Here is a 21,171-nt window from a genome sequence, read left to right on the forward strand (position 1 = left end):
GAGGACGCACATGGCACGTATTGCTGGCATCAACATTCCGCCGCACAAGCACGCTGAAATCGGCCTGACCGCCATCTTCGGCATCGGTCGCACGCGCGCCCGTCAAATCTGCGAAGCGAGCGGCATCGAATATTCGAAGAAGATCAAGGACCTGACTGACGCCGATCTCGAAAAGATCCGCGACCAGATCGCCTTGTTCACCATCGAAGGCGATCTGCGTCGCGAGACGACGATGAACATCAAGCGTTTGATGGACATCGGCTGCTATCGCGGCTTCCGTCACCGTCGCGGCCTGCCGATGCGCGGCCAGCGCACGCGCACCAATGCCCGCACCCGCAAGGGTCCGCGCAAGGCTGCGCAGTCCCTGAAGAAATAAGGATAGACCAGCATGGCTAAAGCACCTGCAAACAACGCCGCACAGCGCGTTCGCAAGAAGGTTCGCAAGAACGTTGCGGACGGCATCGCCCACGTGCATGCCTCGTTCAACAACACCATCATCACGATCACCGATCGCCAGGGCAACGCCCTGTCGTGGGCTTCGTCGGGTGGCCAGGGCTTCAAGGGCTCGCGCAAGTCGACGCCGTTCGCTGCGCAGGTTGCTTCCGAAGTTGCCGGCCGTGCTGCTGTCGAACAAGGTATCAAGAACCTCGACGTCGAGATCAAGGGCCCCGGTCCCGGTCGCGAATCGTCGGTGCGCGCATTGGCTGCGCTCGGCATCCGGATCAATTCCATTGCCGACGTGACGCCCGTTCCGCACAACGGCTGCCGTCCCCAGAAGCGTCGCCGCATCTGATCGTCAGTCCGCAAGGCGCAGCCAGCTCTTGAGCGGCTGCGCATTTGTTTTTTAACTAAGCCCACCGCCATCCGCGTTTTCGCCGATGGCTCCCGCAGGCAACTGCGGCAGATGACACAAAGGAAACCACGTGGCACGCTACCTCGGCCCCAAGGCCAAACTTTCCCGCCGCGAAGGCACCGACCTGTTCCTGAAGAGCGCTCGCCGCTCCATTCAAGACAAGGCCAAGTTCGACTCCAAGCCCGGCCAGCACGGCCGCACTTCGGGTCAGCGCACTTCGGACTACGGTCTGCAACTGCGTGAAAAGCAGAAGGTCAAGCGCATGTACGGCGTGCTCGAAAAGCAATTCCGCCGTTACTTCGAGGAAGCCGACCGTCGCCGTGGCAACACCGGCGCCAACCTGCTGTTCATTCTCGAATCGCGCCTGGACAACGTCGTCTATCGCATGGGCTTCGGCTCGACGCGCGCCGAAGCACGCCAGCTCGTGTCGCACAAGGCGATCACGGTGAACGGCCAATCGGTCAACATCCCGTCGTACCTGGTGAAGACCGGCGACGTGATCGCCGTCCGCGACAAGTCGAAGAAGCAGACCCGCATTGCCGAAGCGCTCCAGCTCGCCCAACAAGTCGGTATTCCGGCCTGGGTCGAAGTGAACGCCGACAAGGCCGAAGGTACCTTCAAGAAGGTGCCCGATCGCGACGAATTCGCAGCCGACATCAACGAATCGTTGATCGTCGAACTGTACTCGCGCTAAACAGACGATAACGGGCCGCCCTTCGCGGCCCGAATTTGATTTTTTTGTTCCCATCGGGAGGCACTTCCGATGGGTGCTTCACCAGCCTTACCGGTGTAACGAGCCGGGGGTATTGAGAGGAAGTCTGCATGCAAACCACCCTGCTGAAACCCAAGACCATTCAGGTCGAGCAACTTGCCGCCAACAAGGCCAAGGTTACGCTCGAGCCTTTCGAGCGCGGCTACGGCCACACGCTCGGCAACGCGCTGCGTCGCGTTCTGCTGTCGTCGATGGTCGGTTATTCGGCCACTGAAGTCACGATCGCCGGCGTTCTGCATGAGTACTCGTCGATCGACGGCGTGCAGGAAGATGTCGTCAACATCCTGCTGAATCTCAAGGGCGTGGTGTTCAAGCTCCACAACCGCGACGAAGTCACGCTGAGCCTGCGCAAGGACGGCGAAGGCGCAGTGCTTGCGTCTGACATCCAGACCCCGCACGACGTTGAGATCATCAACCCCGACCACGTGATCGCGCACCTGTCGCAAGGCGGCAAGCTCGACATGCAGATCAAGGTTGAAAAGGGTCGCGGCTATGTGCCCGGCACGATGCGCCGTTATGCCGACGAGCCGACCAAGTCGATTGGCCGCATCGTTCTCGACGCTTCGTTCTCGCCCGTCAAGCGCGTGAGCTACACCGTCGAAAGCGCTCGTGTCGAACAGCGTACCGACCTGGACAAGCTGCTGGTCGAAATCGAAACCAACGGCGCGATCACCGCTGAAGACGCGGTTCGCGCCTCGGCTAAAATCCTGGTCGAGCAACTGGCTGTGTTTGCACAGCTCGAAGGCGGCGAACTGGCTGCATTCGATGCGCCGGCACCGCGCAGCGCTCAGCAATTCGATCCGATCCTGCTGCGCCCCGTCGACGAGCTCGAACTCACCGTGCGTTCGGCCAACTGCCTGAAGGCCGAAAACATCTACTACATCGGTGACCTGATCCAGCGCACCGAGAACGAGCTGCTCAAGACCCCGAACCTGGGTCGCAAGTCGCTCAACGAAATCAAGGAAGTGCTTGCCTCGCGCGGCCTCACCTTGGGTATGAAGCTTGAAAGCTGGCCGCCGGCCGGCCTCGACAAGCGTTGATTTTTTGAAAAGAGCCCATGAGGGCTCGTGCCCGGGCAGTACCTGATACGGCTGCCTGTTTAATAAAGTAAAGGAAAAGCACCATGCGTCACGGACACGGACTTCGCAAACTCAACCGCACCAGCTCGCACCGCCTTGCGATGCTGCAGAACATGATGAATTCGCTCATCGAGCATGAAGTCATCAAGACCACGGTCCCCAAGGCCAAGGAACTGCGCCGCGTCATCGAACCGATGATCACGCTTGCCAAGAAGCCCACGCTCGCCAACAAGCGCCTGGCCTTCGATCGCCTGCGCAGCCGCGACAGCGTCGTCAAGCTCTTCGGCGAACTCGGCCCGCGTTTCGCAGCGCGTCCGGGCGGCTACACCCGCATCCTGAAGATGGGTTTCCGCGTTGGCGACAATGCACCCATGGCTCTGGTCGAACTGGTCGACCGTCCTGAAATTAAAGAAGAAGCCGCCGAGCAAGGCGCTGCCGAATAAGGTATAATTCCATCTTGCCGCGCGATGGAGCAGCCTGGTAGCTCGTTGGGCTCATAACCCAAAGGTCGCAAGTTCAAATCTTGCTCGCGCAACCAATTTAAAAGGCCCTTTGAATTTCAAAGGGCCTTTTTTCTTTGGCAGATGAGTCCAAATACAAAGCCCTCTTCGCGAGGGCTTTTTTATTGCTCTGCCGGCCTGTGAAATTCACTCTGGAGTTCTGGCCAGAAGCGCTCAAGCGCAGAGCAGAGGGTGTGGGTATGCCTGCCTCGAACTCCGGTCAGTCGGGGATGACGGCTGTCACCTCGATCTCGACCTTCGCACGGTGCTCGACGAGCGCCGCCACCTGCACGCAGGTCATGGCCGGAAAGTTGCGCCCCATCGCTTCGCGGTACACGGGCCCGAGTTCGGCCAGCCGCCGGGTGTATTCGTCGCGATCCGTCACGTACCACGTCATGCGCACCATGTGCTCGGGGCCGGCACCGGCCTCGCGCAGCACTTCGGCGATGTTGCGCAGCGCCAGGCCGCATTGATCGATGAAGTCATCCGACTCGAACTGCTGCTGCGCATTCCAGCCGATCTGACCGCCGACGAACACCATGGTGCCGCGTGCGGCCACGCCATTCGCATAGCCTTTGGGAGGCAGCCAGCCCGGTGGCTGCAAGAGTTTGTTCATCATGTTGTGCTGTTGAGTTGTCTCAGTTTGAATCGCTGGAGCTTGCCGGTTTCGGTGCGCGGAAGCACCGTCACAAACTCGATCTCCCGCGGGTATTTGAAAGGCGCGATGCTGGCCTTCACGTGGTCCTGCAACGCCTTGACGAGTGCGCCGTCGCCTTCATGGCCCGGCTTCAGCACGCAGAAGGCTTTCACGATCATGCCGCGGTCTGGGTCAGGCTTGCCGATCACGCCGCACTCGGCCACCGCCGGGTGCTTGAGCAGCGCATCTTCCACCTCCGGCCCGCCGACGTTGTAGCCGGCCGTAATGATCATGTCGTCGGCGCGCGCCTGATAGAAAAAATATCCGTCGTCGTCCTGCACGAATGAATCGCCCGGATAGTTCCAGCCGTTCTTCACGTAGTCGGCCTGGCGGGGATCGTCCAGATAGCGGCAGCCGACCGGCCCCTGCAGCGCCAGCTTGCCGACCGTGCCGCGCGGCACTTCGTTGCCTTGGTCGTCCACCACCTTTGCGGTGAAACCCGGCACCACCTTGCCCACCGCGCCGCGGCGCACTTCGTCGCCAGCCGCCGAAATGTAGATGTGGAACACCTCGGTGCCGCCAATGCCATCGAGCATCTCGATGCCGGTGGCTTCCTTCCAGAGTTGCCGCGTTGCATCGGGCAGCGCCTCGCCGGCGCTTACGCAAATGCGCAGGCTCGGCGCGCCGTGCTGGCGAACAAAGGGGGCCATCTGTCGGTAGAACGTGGGTGCGGTGTAGCAGATGGTCGCGCCCACCTCGTTGATGAGCTTCACGAGCCCTTCGGGTGTGAACGGTGCATCGGCAAAGTACACAGACGCGCCAGCCCACATCGGAAACACCAGCAGCCCGCCGAGCCCGAAGGTGAAGGCCAGGGGCGGCGACCCGATCACTATGTCGTCGCTTTGCGCTCGCAGCACATGGCGCGGCCATGTTTCGCACATCGCGAGCACGTCGCGGTGTGTGGTGACTGGCGCCTTGGGCTTGCCCGTGGTGCCCGATGTGAATGCGAGCAATGCGATGTCGTCCGACGCTGTGGGGCACGCGGTGAACACGCCGTTTTTTCTCGCCGCTCGAGCGGACAGTGAATCGGGCGCATCGGGCTTGTTGAAAGCGATTACCGAAGCAAGCACCGGATGCTCCTTCTGCGCAATCGAGAGTTCATCGAGCAGGCGGCCGTCGCACAACGCCGCTACCGGCTGCGCCTTCTCGATGATGTCGCCCAATTCCTTCGCACGCAGCAGCGGCATCGTCGCCACTGCAACCAAGCCAGCCTTGACAACCGCGAGCCAGGCCAAGGCCATGGCCACCGAGTTGCCCCCGCGCAGCAGCACACGGTTGCCAGGCACCAGCTTGAGATCTTCGGTCAGCACCTGCGCGATGCGGTTGACCTCGACGGCAGCCTGCGAATACGTGAGCGTGCCGGTCGGCGAACGCAGCATCGGCTTGTCGCCGAACCCCTTGGCGGGCGCCTTGTCCAGAAGCTCTTCAACCAGGTTCAGCTGGTCGGGTAGCTGCAACTCCGGAAGGTCGTAGCGAAAGACCGGCAACTGCTCGGCGGGCGGCAGGCGGTCGTGAACGAAGCGGTCGACTTGGGCAGACACGGTATTTATCCCCGCAGAACGGATTTGCCAATGATCAGTTGTTGAACCTCCGTCGCGCCTTCGTAGATGCGCAGCGAGCGGATGTCGCGGTAGAGGCTTTCAATCTTCGTGCCAACCTTTACGCCGAGGCCACCGTGCATCTGAAGTGCCATGTCGATCACGCGGCTCGCGTTCTCGGTGGCGCACATCTTGGCCATGGCCGCGGCAGCGGACACATCGCCCACCGCCGCCGCGCCACGCTGCTCGGCGTCGTCGCGCATCCATGCGGCGCGGTAGGTGAGCAACGCCGCGCTGTCGATCAATGCGGCCATCTCGCCCAGCTTGGCCTGCGTGAGCTGGAAGTCGGCGAGCGTCTGCCCGAACATGCGTCGGCCCTTCGCATGGGCAATCGCCTCAGCGAGTGCGCGGCGGCCCATGCCGAGCGCCGCGGCCGCCACCGACGCGCGAAAGATATCGAGCGTGCGCATCGCGAGCTTGAAGCCACCGTTGAGCTCGCCCAGCTGCGCCGTGCGCGGAACGATGCAATTGTCGAAGCGCAGCGTGGCCAGCGGGTGCGGCGCCATCACGTCGATGTGCTCGGACGTGTCGAGCCCGGGTGTTTTCGCATCGACGATGAACACCGTGATGCCGCGCGTACCGCCCGTGGGATCGGTCTTTGCGAACACGCAATAGAAATCGGCGATGCCGCCGTTGCTGATCCAGGTCTTTGCGCCGTTCAGCCGCCAGCCTTCGGCGGTGGGTTCGGCGCTCATGGCCATAGCGGCCACGTCCGACCCGGCATCGCGTTCGCTCAATGCAAAGGCCGCGATCTTCTCGCCCTTGCCCACGGCTGTGAGGTACTGCGACTGCTGCTCGGGCGTACCCGCAAGCGTGATCGCGCCGCTGCCCAATCCCTGCATGGCAAACGCGAAGTCCGCCAGCGGCGAGTGATAGCCCAGTGTTTCGCGCAGCAGCACCAGCGCGCGCGAATCGAGGCGATCGAGCGCGCCACCCGCACTGCCGGGCACCGCGTAGCGCAGCCAGCCGCCGTCGCCGAGTCGGCGCACCCATTCGCGGCAAGCCGCGCGGTCGTCTCGCTCATCGATCTCTTGCGCTGCGCACCAGGGCAGCAGGTCGCGCGCGAGCGAACGATGGGCTTCGTCGAAGAAGGGCAGCGCGAGGTGCGCGGTCGACGGTGGTGCGGGGATCTTCGTCATCATGGCGTCAGTCCCCACCGAACACCGGCTTGCGCTTGGCGGCGAAAGCTTCGTAGGCCCGCTTGAAGTCCTCGGTCTGCATGCAGATCGCCTGCGCCTGGGCTTCGGCTTCGATGGCTTGGTCGATGGTCATCGACCATTCCTGCGAGAGCATGGTCTTGGTCATGCCGTGCGCAAAGCTCGGGCCTTCGGCCAGTTCGCGCGCCACTTTGGTGGCAGCTTCCAGCAGTGCATCGCTTTCGTGCAGCGCGTTGAAGAAGCCCCAGGCGTGGCCTTCCTGCGCAGTCATTGCACGCCCGGTGAACAGCAGCTCCGATGCGCGGCCCTGGCCAATCACGCGCGGCAGCAGGGCGCAGGCACCCATGTCCGCACCGGCAAGGCCCACGCGCGTGAACAGAAAGGCGGTGCGCGTGGCGGGCGAACCGTAGCGCAGGTCGCAGGCCAGCGCAATCATGGCCCCGGCGCCGGCGCACACGCCGTCTATGGCGCCGACGATCGGCTGCGGGCACGCGCGGATCGCCTTCACCAGGTCGCCCGTCATGCGCGTGAACTCGAGCAGCTCCGGCATGCGCATGCCGGTGAGCGGGCCGATGATCTCGTGCACGTCACCGCCGGAGCAAAAGTTGCCGCCGGCACCGGTGATGACGATGGCCTTCACATCCGTTGCATAGTTCAACGCGCGAAAGAGGTCGCGCAGTTCGGCGTACGAATCGAATGTGAGCGGGTTCTTGCGCTCGGGCCGATTCAGCGTGACCGTGCCCACGCCGGCCTCATAGCTCCACGCGAAGTGCCTGGCCTGGTAAGGCGCCTTGGCCTCGAACTGCGCGTGCATGGGATTGCCCGCTCCGATGTAGTGCTTCATTCGGCCTCCGCCATCTGGCTGTGTGAGTGTTGCTTGACCTTGCCGAGCAGCTTGTGAAGCTGCGCGATCTCCTTGGCGCTGAGGCCCGCAAAGGCATCGACGATCCAGTCTTCGTGCTGCTGCGCCATCTCGTTGAAGAGCTTGCGGCCGCGCGCAGTGAGGCGCACGCGCCAGGCGCGCCGATCACCCTCGACGTCGACGCGCTCCACCAGGCCCTCGGTCACCAGCTGGTCAGTGATGCCGGTGACGTTGCCTCCCGTCACCATCATGCGGCGCGAGAGCTCGTTCATCTTGAGGCCGTCGGGTGCACGCTCGAGCTGGGACATCAGGTCGAAGCGGGGCAGCGTGGTCGAGAACTGCGAGCGCAGTTCGTTGCGCACCTGCTTCTCGATCAGCTGCGTGCAGGTAAGGAGCCGCAGCCACAGCCGCAGGGCCTCGGGATGTTCGCTGTGAGCGCGCGCTTCGAGGTCCATGTCAGTGCGTCTCCTCGTTGTTCTGCGCGGCCATTGCGGCATTGGCGGCAGCGGCCATTTGCTGCTGCTTGGCAATCTCGCGGTACATCTGGTCGCGCCCGCTCAGGTACTGCCTGGGCCAATCGACGTCGCGGCTTTGCAGCTTGGCGGCTTCGTGCAGCGTCCACGCCGGATCGGCAAGGTGCGGACGGGCAATGGCGCAGAGGTCGGCGCGTCCCGCGGCAATGATGCTGTTGGCCTGGTCCGCATCGGTGATGGCGCCCACGGCAATGGTGGAGATGCCGACCTCGTTGCGGATGCGGTCCGAGAACGGTGTCTGGTACATGCGGCCGTATACAGGCTTTGCGTCGCGCGTGGTCTGGCCGGAAGACACGTCGATGAAATCGGCGCCGGCTTCCTTGAAGAGCCGGGCGACGATGACCGCGTCCGCATCGGTGTTGCCGCCGGGCGCCCAGTCGTGCGCCGAGATACGCACGCTCATGGGCTTGTCTTCAGGCCACGCAGCACGCATTGCGCGGAACACCTCGAGCGGATAGCGGCAGCGCGCCTCGATGCTGCCGCCGTACTCGTCGGTGCGCAGGTTGGTCAGCGGACTGATGAAGGCCGACAGCAGGTAGCCGTGCGCGCAGTGCAGTTCGAGCCAGTCGAAGCCGCATTCGGCCGCGCGGCGGGTGGATTCGACGAACCGCTCGCGCATGTCGTCCATCTGCTCGCGCGTCATTGCGGCGGGCGTCTGATTCTGTTCACCATAGGGCACCGCGCTGGCGGACAGCAACGGCCAGTTGCCGGTCTCCAGAGGCTCGTCAGTGCCTTCCCAGCCCACGCGCGTCGAACCCTTGGCTCCGCTGTGGCCAAGCTGCATGGCAATCTTGGCGCTCGACTGCGTGTGCACAAAATCGACGATGCGCTTGAACGCAGCCTGCTGCGTATCGTCATAGAGCCCGGTACAGCCGGGGGTAATACGGCCTTCAGGCGTCGGGCTGGTCATTTCGACGAACACCATGGCGGCGCCGCCCAGCGCACGTGCACCCAGGTGCACCAGCAAAAAGTCTTGAGGCACACCGTCGACCGCGCTGTAGGTGGCCATCGGCGACACCAGGATGCGGTTCTTCAGCGTGAGGCCGCGCACCGTGAGCGGCATCAGCATGGGGGCCACGGGCTTGCCGCCCGCCAGCCACCGCTCGTAGCCGCCGAGCCATTCGGTGTCGCGCACGCGCAGGTTCTCGTGGCTGATGCGCTGCGAGCGCGTGAGCAATGAGTAGGCAAACTGCTCGATCTGCATGCCGGTGTAGCGCGGCACGTTTTCGAACCATTCGGTGGAGTTGCGGGCCGCGTTCTGGATCTTGAGCACCTCGACGCTGCGGCGTGCCTCGTAGCCTTCGAGCACGTGGTCGACAGTGCCGCCCCGCTCGAATTCATTCGCCAGGTCGATCGCGTCCTCCAGCGCGAGCTTGGTGCCCGAGCCGATTGAGAAGTGAGCCGTGTGCGCCGCATCGCCCATCAGCACCACGGGCACCGAGCGGCCCTGCACGTCGATGCGGTGCGTCCAGCGCTCGCACACCACGCGCGGAAAGCGGATCCAGTTGGCCGACCCACGCAGGTGCGTGGCGTTACTGATGAGCGGATGGCCACCCAGGTACCTGGCGAACAGCTTCTCGCAGAAGGCAATGGCCTCGGGCTGCTCCATCTGGTCGAGGCCATGGGCCTTCCACACCGCCTCGGGCGTTTCGACGATGAAGGTGGATGTCTTGTCGTCGAACTGGTAGGCATGGGCCTGGAACCAGCCATGCTCGGTCTGCTCGAAGGCGAAGGTAAACGCGTCGAATGTCTGGTGCGTGCCCAGCCATACGAAGCGGCAGTTGCGCAGGTCGATGTCGGGCTTGAACACATCGGCATAGCGCTGGCGAATGCGGCTGTTGAGGCCGTCGCTGGCAATCACCAGGTCGGCGTTGTATTGCGCTGCAATGGCCTGGTCGTCGGTCGCGTCGGTTTCGAAGACCAGCTTCACGCCGAGCGCGAGGCAGCGCTCCTGCAGGATGTTCAGCAGCCGCTTTCGGCCGATGCCGCAGAAGCCGTGCCCGCCGGAGCGCACCTGCCGGCCCTTGAAGAACACCTGGATGTCGTCCCAATGATGGAACTCGTTACCGATGAGCGCCGCGGTCTCGGCGTCGGCCGCCGCCAGGTTGGCCAGCGTCTGGTCGCTGAGCACCACGCCCCAGCCGAAGGTGTCGAAGGGGCGGTTGCGCTCGACCACGGTGATGTCCAGCGCGGGGTTGCGCGCCTTCATCAGCAGCGCGAAATACAGCCCGGCGGGGCCGCCGCCGATGCACAGGATGCGTTGAAGGTCCATGGCGGGTGCGGCTGAAGCGCCGACGGTTAGGCTGTTCATGATTGAATAGTTTAAGCATAAACAATCTGGTGTCAACGGGATCACTACCAGCGGGCCGGCGGCTTGCCTTGCGCGGTGTCATGCAAAAACTCCAGAAAATCAATACCATGGCGCCACCATGCAAAGCTTGATACCCAAGATCGAGTCGCAGCTTGCGTCGCTGCCCGTGCCCATCGCGCTGGAATTGCCTGATGGCCGAAGAGTTGCCAAGCCGGGGTCCCGCGTCACCCTGGCGTTCAGCGAGTGGTCGGCGCTGGCCAAGCTGGCGGCCAGGCAGGTGGGCGCCATTGGCGAGGCCTACGTGGAGGGCAAGGTCCAGATCGAGGGCGCAATGCGCGACCTCATCGACGCAGCGGTGGGCATGCTGCCCGGCAACCCGGCTGAAACCGACACCGCATGGTGGACCCGCCTGCTGCGGCTGGCCAAGTCCCGCGGCTCCCATTCATTGAACAAGGATGCGGAGCAGATCCAGTTCCACTACGACGTTTCAGACGACTTCTACGCGCTGTGGCTCGACCCGCGCCGGGTGTATTCGTGCGCTTACTTCCGCACCCCAGACCTGACGCTTGCCCAGGCACAGGAAGCCAAGCTAGACCACATCTGCCGCAAACTGCTGCTGCAGCCCGGCGAGCGTTTTCTGGACATCGGCTCCGGTTGGGGCGGGCTGCTCATGTGGGCCGCCGAGCACTACGGCGTGGACGCGACCGGCATCACGCTGTCGAAGAACCAGCATGCGCATGTACAGCGCCTCATCGAGGAAAAAGGCCTGCAGGGCAGGGTGCGCGTGGAACTGCGCGACTACCGCGAGCTTTCCGCCGACGCGCCTTTCGACAAGATCGCGTCCGTCGGCATGTTCGAGCACGTGGGGGCGGCCAACATGCCGACCTACTTCCGCAAGATCCATTCGCTGCTGAGGCCCGGCGGCCTGGTGCTGAATCACGGCATTACCTCGGGCCAGCTCGACTACCGCCAGCTCGGCGCGGGCATGGGCGACTTCATCGAGAAGTACATCTTCCCGGGTGGAGAGCTTCTGCACGTGACGCATGTGCTGCGCGAAACCGCCGCCGCGGGGCTGGAGATGGTCGACACAGAAAGCCTGCGCCCGCATTACGCGCGCACGCTCTGGGCCTGGTCCGACTCGCTCGAGGCGCAACTCGGCACCGCGCGCGAGGTGCTCGAGCGCTCCGGCGGGGCGCAAAGCCGCAATGTCGAGCGAATCCTGCGGGCCTATCGTCTCTATCTGGCGGGCTCCGCCATGAGCTTCGAGCAAGGTTGGATCTCACTGCACCAGATGCTTTCCACCAAGCCGGACGGCAGGGTGGAGCACGGCGCGCTGCGCGGTTCGCAATCGGTGTACCCTTTTGCCCGTGACTACATCTACAAGTGAGTAAAAACAACCATGCTGTACAAATTCCAGTCGCGGGCAACACCTGACTTTGTGATGCTGGAGGTGCATGCACGCCAGCTGCTCGACATCGTCGGCAAGCCGGCTGCACCCCAGGGCATCATCACCGTCGAACAGATTCCCGCTGCCATTGCGGCGCTTGAGTCCGCGCTGGCACGCGAGGCCAACAATTCGCACAACCACGACGACCACGTTGTCGAAGGCCATGCCAACGAGGCCGAAAAGCAGCATATAAGCCTGCACCAGCGCGCCGCGCCGCTGCTTCACATGCTGCGGGATTCCCTGGCCGAGGAAAAAGACGTCACCTGGAGCACCTGACCAGTCCGCGTTCCAGACTGGGGGTTAGTCGACCTTTGCGCCGGAGTCCTTCACCACCTTGGCCCACTTCACATGCTCGCTGGCAATCAGCTTGGTGAAGTCGGCCGGTGAATTGCCGCTCGGAATCGCGCCCTGCGCCAGCATCTTTTCCTTGATGGCCGGCGTGCCGAGCGACTTGGCCACTTCCTGCTGGATGCGGTTCACGATGTCCGGCGAGGTGCCCGCCGGCGCCAGCAATCCGAACCACGAGCTGGCCTCGAATCCCTTGAGCGCCGGGCCGCCTGCCTCCGCAACCGTCGGAATATCAGGCAGCGCGGGCGACCGCTGCGCGCTGGTCACGGCCAGTGCCGTGAGCTTGCCGCCCTTGATCTGCGCCATCGACGAAGGCAGGTTGTCGAACATCACGTCGGCATTGCCGCCCACCATGTCCAGCAGTGCCGGGCCCGAGCCCTTGTATGGAATGTGCGCCATGTAGGTGCCGGTCATGCTCTTGAAGAGCTCGCCCGCCAGGTGGATGGACGTGCCGCTGCCGCTGGACGCCATGTTGAGCTTGCCGGGGTTGGCCTTGGCGTACTTGATGAAGTCCTGCACGTTGTGGATGTTCAGCGCCTTGGCTTTCTCGGCGTTCATTTCCATCACGTTGGGCACTGCTGCCACCAGCGTGATCGGCACAAAATCCTTGATCGGGTCGAAAGGCAGCTTGGGGTAGAGCGCGCGGTTGATGCCGTGCGTGCCCACCGTGCCCATCAGCAGCGTGTAGCCGTCGTTCGGCGCACGCGCCACGAGTTCGGCGCCCACGTTGCCGCCCGCGCCCGCGCGGTTGTCCACGATGAACTGCTGCCCGAATGCCTTCGAAAGCTCGGGCGCCACGGCGCGTGCCAGGATGTCGGTGGTGCCGCCGGCCGCAAAGGGCACGACGATGCGCACCGGCTTGTTCGGCCAGGTGTTCTGGGCCCACGAAGGGGCGGCCGAAAGGGCGATGGCTGCAGCCAAGGCGGCAAGCGCAACCCGGCGATTCGTTTTGAAAATTGAAGAAGTCATGCGCGCGTTTGTACAGGCGAACGGCGTCGGGCGTCGCGGGTAAAAACCCCGGTGGCGCGACGGTTATGCCACCTGCATCCGCTGTGCAAAGCGCTCGCTGCGAAAGCGCTCCAGCACAAAGTCGATGAACACCCGCGTCTTGGCCGGCAGCAGCTTCTTGCTCGGGTAATAGAGCCACACGGCGCCCGCATCGAAATGCCACGCCGGCAGCAGCCGCACCAGTTCGCCGGTGCGCAGCCCCCGTTCGACGAAAGGCATCGGCAGCATGGCCACGCCCAGGCCCATCAGCGCGGCATGGGCAATTGCTTCAGGGTCGTTGAAGATCGCCCGCGGCCGGGGCAGTTCCACCGTGGCCTGGTCGCCCGTGGCATGCTGCAGCGTCCAGCTTCGCAGCCGGCCCGTGGGCGACGAGCGGCGCAGCAGCGCATCGAACTGCGCCAGCTCCGCCGGCTGGCGCGGCAGCGAGCGGCCGGCCATGTACGCCGGGGCGGCCACCGCCACCACATGGATGCGCGCCAGCTCCCGCGCCACCATGCCGGGCGACAGCTCGATGCCTCCGCCAATGGCCGCGTCGAAGCCCTCGCCCACCAGGTCCACCTGGTGGTTGTCGAAGTGCCAGTCGGGCAGGATTGCCGGGTAGCGTGCAAGAAAGTCGCCCATCAGGGGCAAGACATGCTCGCGGCCGAACGCCTGGCCCATGCTCACTTTCAGCGTTCCGGCGGGCTGGCCATCGTCTTTCGAAAGGTCGGCGACGGCGTCTTTCAAGGTAGTGAGCGCTCCGCCGATCTGCCCCAAAAAGCGCTCGCCGCCCTCTGTCAATGTCAGGCGGCGCGTGCTGCGCTGGAACAGCCGCACGCCCAGGCGCACTTCAAGCCGGGCAACGTTCTTGCTGACTGCCGCGGGTGTGAGCCCGAGCCGCCGGGCCGCCGCCGAGAAGCTGCCGCTCTCGGCGCTCTGTACAAAAGACTCGAGATGGTTGAGCGATTCCATCCGCGTATTTTCAACCAATGGTTGAATTTGATTGCGCCAATTGATGGCTACCGGCAAGGTAATGAAATCCCGACACTGAAGGCCTTCCATTTCACAACCTCAGGAAACCACATGGCCTCCACCACCCCATCCACCCCCTCCCGCTCATTGGCCGGCAAGGTCGCTTTCGTCACCGGCGGTTCGCGCGGCATCGGCGCCGCCATCGTGCGCCGCCTGGTTCGGGACGGCGCCGCCGTTGCCTTCAGCTACGCCAGCTCCAGCGCCCCGGCCGACGAACTCGCGCGCAGCATCGAAGCCGAAGGCGGCCGCGCACTGGCGCTGAAAATCGACAGCGCAGATGCCGCTGCGCTCACGGCCGGCATCGACGAGGCGGCCCGCACACTCGGCAAGATCGACGTCCTGGTGAACAACGCAGGCGTGTTCCTTGGCGGCAGCCTCGACGACTTCTCTCTCGAAGATTTCGACAAGACCCTCGACATCAATGTGCGCGCCGTGTTCGTCGCCGCAAAGGCGGCCTCGCGCCACATGGGCGAAGGCGGCCGCATCATCAACATCGGCAGCACCAACGCCGAGCGCATGCCCTGGCCGGGCGGCAGTGCCTATGCCATGAGCAAGTCGGCGCTGAAGGGGCTCGTGCAGGGCCTCGCGCGAGACCTCGGCCCGCGTGGCATTACCGTCAACAACGTGCAGCCCGGTCCGGTCAACACCGACATGAACCCGGTCGACGGCCCCAACGCCGCTGCAATGCACGGCCTGATGGCGCTCGCCCGCCATGCGCACCCCGAAGAAATTGCCGGCATGGTGGCGTACCTGGCCAGCCCCGAAGCGGCCTTTGTGACGGGCGCAAGCCTCAACATCGACGGCGGTTTTGCCGCCTGATGGCTAGCCGGCGCGCTGGACGGCGGCAATGAGCTTGTCCAGCGTTGCATCCAGCCGAATGAGCTCATCGGGTTCGATGCCCTCGAACAGCGCGGCCTCGCGCTGCCGACCCAGCACGCTGACCGATTGGTGCAGCGCCTTGCCTGCCGCCGTGAGGTAGATGCGGCTGCGCCGCCGGTCGGTCGGGTCGTCATGGCACTGCGCGCGCTTGCGGCGCTTCAGGCCGGCCAGCGCGCGGCTCACGGCCATCTTGTCCAGCCCGGTGAGCTCGGCGATCTGCGTGGCCGTGAGTCCCGGCTGGGTGCCAAGCACCGCCATGGCCCGCCACTCATTGAGCGTGAGGTGGTGCTCGCGGCCGACTCTTTCATGAAACGGCCGCGCCGTCAGGTTGACCACCCGAACCAGCTTGAAGAACAGCGGGTCCATGGTGCTCGCCGGCTCAGCCCAGCAGTTTTCTGGCGGCAGCCGCTATGGCCTCGGCACCCACGCGCGATTGCGCTTCGAGCACCGGCGCATAGCCGACCGGAATGCGCGGCGCGCCAAGCCGCGCCACGCGGCACCCGGTCGCTTCGGCGGCACTGGCCGCAATCTCTGCGCCGAAGCCCGCCACCTGCACCGCCTCGTGCACCACCAGCAGCCGCTCTGTGCGTGCGCATGAAGCAAGCACCGTTTCGCGGTCCCATGGCCAGAGCGTGCGCAGGTCGATCAGGTCGGCCGAAATGCCTTCGGCCGCAAGCGAGTCGCAGGCGGCAGCGCAGGCCTGCATCTGCTTGCTCCAGCTCACGATGGTGATTGCATTGCCTTCGCGCACGCGCCGCGCCTTGCCAAGCGGCACGGCCGCGGTTTCGTCGACGTTGCCGCGCTGCCCCCACAGCGTCTTGTGCTCGATGTAGACCACAGGGTCGCCGCACTGCAGCGCGGCGCGCAGCAGGCCGTAGTTGTCCTGCGGCGTCGAGGGGCTCACCACCACCACGCCTGGCAGGTGCGCAAACCACGCCTCGAGCGACTGCGAATGCTGCGCGGCCGATGCGTCCCAGATGCCGCCGGGCATGCGCGCCACCAGCGGCACGCGGCCCTGCCCGCCAAACATGAAACGGTTCTTGGCGGCCTGGTTCACCAGTTCGTCCATGCCGCAGAGCGCAAAGTCGACCACGCGCATTTCGACCACCGGGCGCAGGCCCGCAAGCGCCATGCCCACGCCGGCGCCCATGATCGCGGCCTCGCTGATCGGCGTATCGATCACGCGCCCGGCCCCGAAGGCCTGCTGCAGCCCCTTGTACTGGCCGAAGATGCCGCCGCGGCCCACGTCTTCGCCGAGCACAACCACGCGCGCGTCGGCTTCCATCTCGCGCTGTATCGCAAGCACAGCGGCTTCGGAGTAGCTCAGTTCGAGGCCGCCGTTCGAAGGCTTGTTCATATCCATTGGCCTGCTCCGATGGTCTGCACGTCGGTGAAGGCGGCGGCGGCATCGGGCCATGGCGCCGCATCGGCCACGGCCAGGGCGGTGGCCACTTCATCGCTTGCCGCGTTTTCTATCGCGTCGAGCGTGGCCGCGCTCACGCCGTGCGAAAGCAGATGCCCCCGCGCCCGTGCGATCGGATCGGTTTCGAGCGCGGCTGCGAGTTCGCCAGGATCGCGGTACGCCGCAAGATCCACCGACACATGCCCCTTCACCCGATAGGTTAGCGCATGCAGCAGGCGCGGTCCGCCGCCGCTGCGCACTTCGCTTACCAGCTGCGCGGCGGTTTCATGCACTGCAAACACATCGTTGCCATCGACCTGCGTGGCCGCAATGTCCATCGATGCAGCACGTGCCGATGCGCCTTCGCCCGCCGTCATGGGCCCGCTTGCGGTGGTGGCGCTCCAGCGGTTGTCCTCGCAGACGAAAAGCACCGGCAGCTCGTACACGCGCGCCCAGTTGAGTGCCTCGAGAAACGGTCCGCGGTTGATTGCGCCATCGCCGAAAAAGCAGACCGTGATGTCTCCGTTTTTCTGGAGCAGTTTCTGCGCGTGCGCCGCGCCCACGGCAATCGGCAGGCCGGCCGCCACCACGCCGTTCGCGCCCAGCATGCCTACCGAAAAGTCCGCAATGTGCATCGAGCCACCCTTGCCGCCATTGAAGCCCGTGGCCTTGCCGAACAGCTCGCACATCATGCGGGCAAGATCGGCGCCCTTGGCCAGCGTGTGGCCGTGGCCCCGGTGCGTGGAGGTGAGGTAGTCGCTTGCGCGCAGGTGGGCGCACACGCCCGCCGGCACCGCTTCCTGCCCGGTTGAAAGATGCAGCGGCCCGCGCACTTTTGCAGAGCCCGCAGCCTGCTGGCCATAGGCGCTCACGCCGCCCTGGCTGGCCGCCTCGGCCGCGTTCTCGAAAGCGCGTATGCGCACCATGGTGCGGTAGAGCGCCTCGCCAAGATCTTCCGGCGCGGTGCTTGAAATGCTTGAATCCATCTTGCCTCCAGCGCCTGTGAAGTGGGGCGCTTTGGCAAAAATCGTATCAAGCGTGACGATCTCCCGTCACAGGGCTTACCCCCTGGGCTGGCTGGCCTCGGCCGCTTCCTGCAAGCACTGCGCGAGCCGCCCCACGATGGGTGGGCTGGCGCGCGGCTTGCGCTGCAAAAGGCCCACCTCCCTGTAGAACGTAAGCTCGCCCAGCGAGAGCACGCGAACGCTTGCCGGTAGCGGAAGGTGCGCCTCCACCAGGGGCACGAGTGCCACGCCCAGTCCTTTCGACGTCATGTGGATGAGGCCCGGTATTTCGTCGAGCTCGATGGAATCGTTGACCACGATGCCTTCGCGGCGCAGGAATCTTTCCACCATGCGGCCGCCGAACGAAGCGCGGTCGTAGCGCAGGAACGGCTGCTCCTGTATGAGGGCGCGCCAGTCCTTGCCCGGCACCTTCCTGGGCGCGATGAGCACATACGGTTCGTGCACCAGCGATTGCCACGTCAGGTCCGGAAGAATGCCGAAAGGCGGCCTGATGATCACTGCCGCGTCGATGGCGCCTGCGTCCAGGTCGTCCATCAGCCGCATCGACACGCCGGGCGACACGTGCACGCGAAGTTGCGGAAGCTCCTTGCGCAGGCTGGCGAGCGCGCGTGCCAGCAGTGTCGATTGCGTCGATGCAATCGCGCCGATCCGCAGCAGCCCGCCGTGCGCGGCGTCCTCCGGCAGGTCGCCCAGCTTGGCATAAAGCCCGCAAATCTCTTCCGCGCGCGCCAACGTCGTCTCGCCTGCCGCGTTCAAGGTGGCCGAGCGGCCCGTTCTGTCGAAGAGCTCGAACCCCAACGCCTCTTCAAGCCGCTTGATCTGGCTGCTGACGGCCGATTGCGTGAGGCCGATGCGCTCGCCCGCGGCGGCAAACGTACCGTGCCGGCACACGGCAATAAAGGTTCTGAGCTCGTTGATCATGGCCCGAGCATCTCAAGAATCGATGACTCGTTCAACGACTCATCGCTCGGGTTCATGCACGGCGCGCACTATCGCGCTTCGTAGTCTTCCATCGGCTTGTCGGTCGGGTTGGCCCAGGCGGCTTTCGTCAAGGCGCTCGCCGGCAGTCCGACCTTCGAGTTGTGCGGCGGAATGGGCTGCACAAACCATTTGTCGTAGATGCGAGCGGCCTCCCCGCTCCTGGCCAGCGACACCACGCTCTGGTCAACGAGCTTCTTGAACGCCGCGTCTCCCTTCGCAAGCATGATCGCAATCGGCTCCACGCTGAGCACCTGGTCGAGCAGCCTGTATTGCGACGGTTCCCTGCTCTTGGAAATGAGCGTGGCAAGAATCTGGCCATCGGCCGCAAAGCCCTCCACGCGACCCGACTCGAGCAGCAGGAAGCCCTCGCTGTTGTCCTTGGCCAGCACTTCCGCAATTTCGCCCGCGCCATCGCGCTTGAGCTTTCGCAGGATTTGTACGGACGTAGTGCCCGTTGTCGCGGCCACCGCTTTGCCCGCCAGTTGCGCCGGAGAAGCAACGCCCGAGCTTGCCTTGACGGCGATGCGAACCCCTTCGACATAGAGCGTAGGGGCAAACGCCACGTCTTTCTGACGCGCCGTATTGTTGGTGGCGGTGCCGCATTCGATGTCGACCGTGCCGTTCTGAACCAGGGCAATGCGGTTCTGCGGCGTGACCAGCTGGTACTTCACGTTGATCTTTTCGAGCTGCAGCGCTTTCCGGATGTCTGCGATGACACGCTCGCAGACTTCCACATGAAAGCCCGTGTAGCTGCCGGGCCCCAGCGTGAAGGACATGGCGCCCGAAGCGTCCCGCACGCCCATGGTGATGGCGCCCGATTCCTTGATCTTCTTCAAGGTGTCGACCTGCGCAGAAGCGCTTGCGGCTGAAAGCAGGAGAGCCGCTGCAGTGGCGCACGCGATGAGCAAAGGGGTTTTCACGCGGTGCCTCTTTCTCAAACGGCGAACAGCGAATCCAGGTTCGCGAACGACTTCATCTCGATGGCGTTGCCCGAGGGATCGAGAAAGAACATCGTCGCCTGTTCGCCCGCCTCGCCCTTGAAGCGGATGTAAGGCTCGATCACGAATTTCGTTTGCCGCGCAATGAGCTTGTCGGCCATTGCCTGCCACTTGGCCATTGGAAGGATCGCGCCGAAATGCCGCACCGGCACGTCATGGCCGTCTACCGCGCTGCTGGCCTTGTGGCCGCATTCATCGGGCGCAAGGTGCGCCACGATCTGGTGGCCGTAGAAGTCGAAGTCGACCCACTCCGGCGCACTGCGGCCTTCGGGGCAGCCGAGCAGCTCTCCATAGAACGCGCGCGCTTCGGCAATGTCGCGAACCGGAAAAGCCAGGTGAAAAGGAATTCTTTCGTAAGGAGCATTCATGACGGACATCGCAGCTGAAAGTTGAAGGTGAGCAAACTTTAAGCAGCGAGCCTCATAAACGAAAACGATATATCTCATTGCTGAGCACCGATTTCTTCAATGGTTTGCAGCCGTCCGGTGCCTTGCACTTTGAAACCAGGTTCATCGGGAATTCCCGGATGACCTTGGCCCGGCACCAATGGGATAGTTAGTTCGCCCTTCAAACTAACTAATTTCTTACACGGCATTTTTCGCCGGGCACCACCACAGGAGAGACATCGATGCAACTCAAGCACACCCTGGCCGCCATGGCCTTCGGCCTCACCGCAGTGAGCGCATTGGCCCAGACCGTGGTCGGCGTGAGCTGGTCCAACTTCCAGGAAGAGCGATGGAAGACGGACGAGGCCGCCATCAAGGCCCAGCTCGAGAAGCTCGGTGCCAAGTACATCAGCGCCGATGCGGGTGGCTCGCCCGAGAAGCAGCTGGGCGACATCGAGGGGCTGATGTCCAAGGGCGCCAAGGCGCTCATCGTGCTGGCTATGGACAAGGACGCGATCCTTCCCGCCATTACCAAGGCCACTCGCCAGAAGGTGCCCGTTGTGGCGTACGACCGGCTGATCGAGGCGCCGGGCGTCTTCTACATCACTTTCGACAACGTCGAAGTGGGCCGCATGGAGGCGCGAGAGGTGTTCAAGGTCAAGCCCAAGGGCAACTACGTGATCATCAAGGGTTCCCCCAGCGACCCCAACGCCGACTTCCTGCGTGCGGGCCAGCAAGAGGTGCTGGACGCTGCCGTGAAGAAGGGCGACATCAAGATCGTGGGCGACGAATACACCGAAGGCTGGAAGCCCGAAGTCGCGCAAAAGAACATGGAGCAGATCCTCACCAAGGTCGGCAACAAGGTCGATGCCGTGGTGGCCGCCAACGACGGCACGGCGGGCGGCGCGGTGGCCGCGCTCACGGCTAAGGGCCTGCGCGGCATTCCGGTGTCGGGCCAGGACGCCGACTTTGCGGCGCTCAACCGCATTGCGCTGGGCACGCAAACCGCAACCATCTTCAAGGACTCGCGCGAGCTCGGGCGCGAGGCCGCCAGCGCAGCCATTGCGCTGTCGCAAAACAAGCCGGTCGAAAAGGCCGCGCCCTGGAATTCGGGCCCGAAGAAGATCTCGCTCTCGTCGCGCCTGCTCACGCCGGTGCCGATCACGCGCGACAACCTCGACGTGGTCGTGAAGGCCGGCTGGATCAAGAAGGACGAGCTCTGCAAGGGCGTCCCGGCGGCCAGCGCGCCTGCGGCCTGCAAGTAGCAACGGCAGCGGCAACAGCAGCAGCGGCGAGCACAGGCGCTCGCCCATGATCCGCGCAG

The 21,171-nt window shown here is 64.3% G+C and carries 23 protein-coding genes and 1 tRNA gene; 10 read left to right on the plus strand and 14 right to left on the minus strand.

What is annotated here, in order from left to right; all coding sequences use genetic code 11:
• Positions 1–10: 10 nt before the first annotated feature.
• From rpsM to J2X67_RS15965, 6 genes are all read left to right on the plus strand, one after another.
• Complete coding sequence (gene rpsM, locus J2X67_RS15940) at positions 11–376, plus strand: 30S ribosomal protein S13 (protein ID WP_013544105.1); 366 nt, start codon at positions 11–13, stop codon at positions 374–376.
• A gap of 12 nt (positions 377–388) precedes the next feature.
• The gene (gene rpsK, locus J2X67_RS15945) at positions 389–793 is read left to right on the plus strand and encodes a 30S ribosomal protein S11 (protein ID WP_009124825.1); all 405 of its coding nucleotides are present in this window, start codon (positions 389–391) and stop codon (positions 791–793) included.
• Between the two features lie 130 nt (positions 794–923).
• On the plus strand, positions 924–1,547 hold the full coding sequence (gene rpsD / locus J2X67_RS15950) for a 30S ribosomal protein S4 (protein ID WP_013544104.1): 624 nt from the start codon (positions 924–926) through the stop codon (positions 1,545–1,547).
• Between the two features lie 128 nt (positions 1,548–1,675).
• Positions 1,676–2,665 carry a DNA-directed RNA polymerase subunit alpha gene (locus tag J2X67_RS15955; RefSeq protein WP_057593154.1) on the plus strand — a complete coding sequence of 330 codons (990 nt, stop codon included), beginning with the start codon at positions 1,676–1,678 and terminating at the stop codon, positions 2,663–2,665.
• 83 nt (positions 2,666–2,748) lie between these two features.
• The gene (gene rplQ, locus J2X67_RS15960; protein WP_028258418.1) at positions 2,749–3,147 is read left to right on the plus strand and encodes a 50S ribosomal protein L17; all 399 of its coding nucleotides are present in this window, start codon (positions 2,749–2,751) and stop codon (positions 3,145–3,147) included.
• A gap of 18 nt (positions 3,148–3,165) precedes the next feature.
• Positions 3,166–3,242 (plus strand) — tRNA-Met (locus J2X67_RS15965).
• A 182-nt stretch (positions 3,243–3,424) separates the two neighbouring features.
• On the opposite strand, the gene J2X67_RS15970 is transcribed toward J2X67_RS15965, so the two are convergent.
• From J2X67_RS15970 to J2X67_RS15995, 6 genes are read right to left on the minus strand one after another with little or no spacing between them, the layout of a single operon-like run.
• Positions 3,425–3,823, minus strand: coding sequence for a RidA family protein (locus J2X67_RS15970; protein WP_309954249.1), 399 nt, complete (start codon positions 3,821–3,823; stop codon positions 3,425–3,427).
• Entirely contained in the window at positions 3,820–5,442 is a 1,623-nt protein-coding gene (locus J2X67_RS15975; protein ID WP_309954250.1) for an AMP-binding protein, read from the minus strand. The genes J2X67_RS15970 and J2X67_RS15975 overlap by 4 nt, the downstream gene beginning before the upstream one ends.
• A gap of 5 nt (positions 5,443–5,447) precedes the next feature.
• On the minus strand, positions 5,448–6,641 hold the full coding sequence (locus J2X67_RS15980) for an acyl-CoA dehydrogenase family protein (RefSeq protein WP_309954251.1): 1,194 nt from the start codon (positions 6,639–6,641) through the stop codon (positions 5,448–5,450).
• 4 nt (positions 6,642–6,645) lie between these two features.
• Complete coding sequence (locus tag J2X67_RS15985; protein WP_309954252.1) at positions 6,646–7,500, minus strand: enoyl-CoA hydratase family protein; 855 nt, start codon at positions 7,498–7,500, stop codon at positions 6,646–6,648.
• On the minus strand, positions 7,497–7,973 hold the full coding sequence (locus tag J2X67_RS15990) for a MarR family winged helix-turn-helix transcriptional regulator (RefSeq protein WP_126748516.1): 477 nt from the start codon (positions 7,971–7,973) through the stop codon (positions 7,497–7,499). Before J2X67_RS15990 ends, J2X67_RS15985 begins: the two co-directional genes overlap by 4 nt.
• 1 nt (position 7,974) lies before the next feature.
• Positions 7,975–10,323, minus strand: a complete 2,349-nt coding sequence (locus J2X67_RS15995) for a bifunctional salicylyl-CoA 5-hydroxylase/oxidoreductase (RefSeq protein ID WP_309954253.1) — start codon at positions 10,321–10,323, stop codon at positions 7,975–7,977.
• 157 nt (positions 10,324–10,480) lie between these two features.
• Here J2X67_RS15995 and J2X67_RS16000 point away from each other — a divergent pair, with 157 nt between their 5' ends.
• Both J2X67_RS16000 and J2X67_RS16005 read left to right on the plus strand, forming a co-directional pair.
• Positions 10,481–11,749, plus strand: coding sequence for a class I SAM-dependent methyltransferase (locus J2X67_RS16000; RefSeq protein ID WP_309954254.1), 1,269 nt, complete (start codon positions 10,481–10,483; stop codon positions 11,747–11,749).
• Positions 11,750–11,761: 12 nt separating this feature from the next.
• Positions 11,762–12,085 carry a DUF1840 domain-containing protein gene (locus J2X67_RS16005; RefSeq protein ID WP_309954255.1) on the plus strand — a complete coding sequence of 108 codons (324 nt, stop codon included), beginning with the start codon at positions 11,762–11,764 and terminating at the stop codon, positions 12,083–12,085.
• 24 nt (positions 12,086–12,109) lie between these two features.
• Here J2X67_RS16005 and J2X67_RS16010 read toward each other — a convergent pair whose 3' ends face one another.
• A complete protein-coding gene (locus tag J2X67_RS16010) occupies positions 12,110–13,126 on the minus strand; it encodes a tripartite tricarboxylate transporter substrate binding protein (RefSeq protein ID WP_309954256.1) in 1,017 nt (338 codons plus the stop codon).
• A gap of 63 nt (positions 13,127–13,189) precedes the next feature.
• On the minus strand, positions 13,190–14,116 hold the full coding sequence (locus J2X67_RS16015; protein ID WP_309954257.1) for a LysR family transcriptional regulator: 927 nt from the start codon (positions 14,114–14,116) through the stop codon (positions 13,190–13,192).
• Between the two features lie 111 nt (positions 14,117–14,227).
• Between J2X67_RS16015 and J2X67_RS16020 the strand changes: the two genes are divergently transcribed.
• Positions 14,228–14,995, plus strand: coding sequence for an SDR family oxidoreductase (locus J2X67_RS16020; protein ID WP_309954258.1), 768 nt, complete (start codon positions 14,228–14,230; stop codon positions 14,993–14,995).
• A 3-nt stretch (positions 14,996–14,998) separates the two neighbouring features.
• Here the strand turns inward: J2X67_RS16020 and J2X67_RS16025 are convergent, their stop codons facing one another.
• The 6 genes from J2X67_RS16025 to J2X67_RS16050 all read right to left on the minus strand — a co-directional run bounded on the left by J2X67_RS16025 (position 14,999) and on the right by J2X67_RS16050 (position 19,838).
• Positions 14,999–15,421, minus strand: a complete 423-nt coding sequence (locus J2X67_RS16025; protein WP_309954259.1) for a MarR family transcriptional regulator — start codon at positions 15,419–15,421, stop codon at positions 14,999–15,001.
• Positions 15,422–15,434: 13 nt separating this feature from the next.
• A complete protein-coding gene (locus tag J2X67_RS16030) occupies positions 15,435–16,418 on the minus strand; it encodes an alpha-ketoacid dehydrogenase subunit beta (protein WP_409050505.1) in 984 nt (327 codons plus the stop codon).
• Complete coding sequence (locus tag J2X67_RS16035; RefSeq protein ID WP_309954260.1) at positions 16,409–17,443, minus strand: thiamine pyrophosphate-dependent dehydrogenase E1 component subunit alpha; 1,035 nt, start codon at positions 17,441–17,443, stop codon at positions 16,409–16,411. The genes J2X67_RS16030 and J2X67_RS16035 overlap by 10 nt, the downstream gene beginning before the upstream one ends.
• A 75-nt stretch (positions 17,444–17,518) precedes the next feature.
• Entirely contained in the window at positions 17,519–18,403 is an 885-nt protein-coding gene (locus tag J2X67_RS16040; protein ID WP_309954261.1) for a LysR family transcriptional regulator, read from the minus strand.
• Between the two features lie 68 nt (positions 18,404–18,471).
• Entirely contained in the window at positions 18,472–19,383 is a 912-nt protein-coding gene (locus J2X67_RS16045) for an amino acid ABC transporter substrate-binding protein (RefSeq protein ID WP_309954262.1), read from the minus strand.
• 14 nt (positions 19,384–19,397) lie between these two features.
• On the minus strand, positions 19,398–19,838 hold the full coding sequence (locus J2X67_RS16050; RefSeq protein ID WP_309954263.1) for a VOC family protein: 441 nt from the start codon (positions 19,836–19,838) through the stop codon (positions 19,398–19,400).
• 251 nt (positions 19,839–20,089) lie between these two features.
• Between J2X67_RS16050 and xylF the strand changes: the two genes are divergently transcribed.
• A complete protein-coding gene (gene xylF, locus J2X67_RS16055) occupies positions 20,090–21,112 on the plus strand; it encodes a D-xylose ABC transporter substrate-binding protein (RefSeq protein WP_309954264.1) in 1,023 nt (340 codons plus the stop codon).
• Positions 21,113–21,171 lie beyond the last annotated feature (59 nt).

Origin of the sequence: Variovorax sp. 3319, assembly GCF_031456585.1 — a bacterium.
GTDB lineage: Bacteria > Pseudomonadota > Gammaproteobacteria > Burkholderiales > Burkholderiaceae_C > Variovorax > Variovorax paradoxus_P.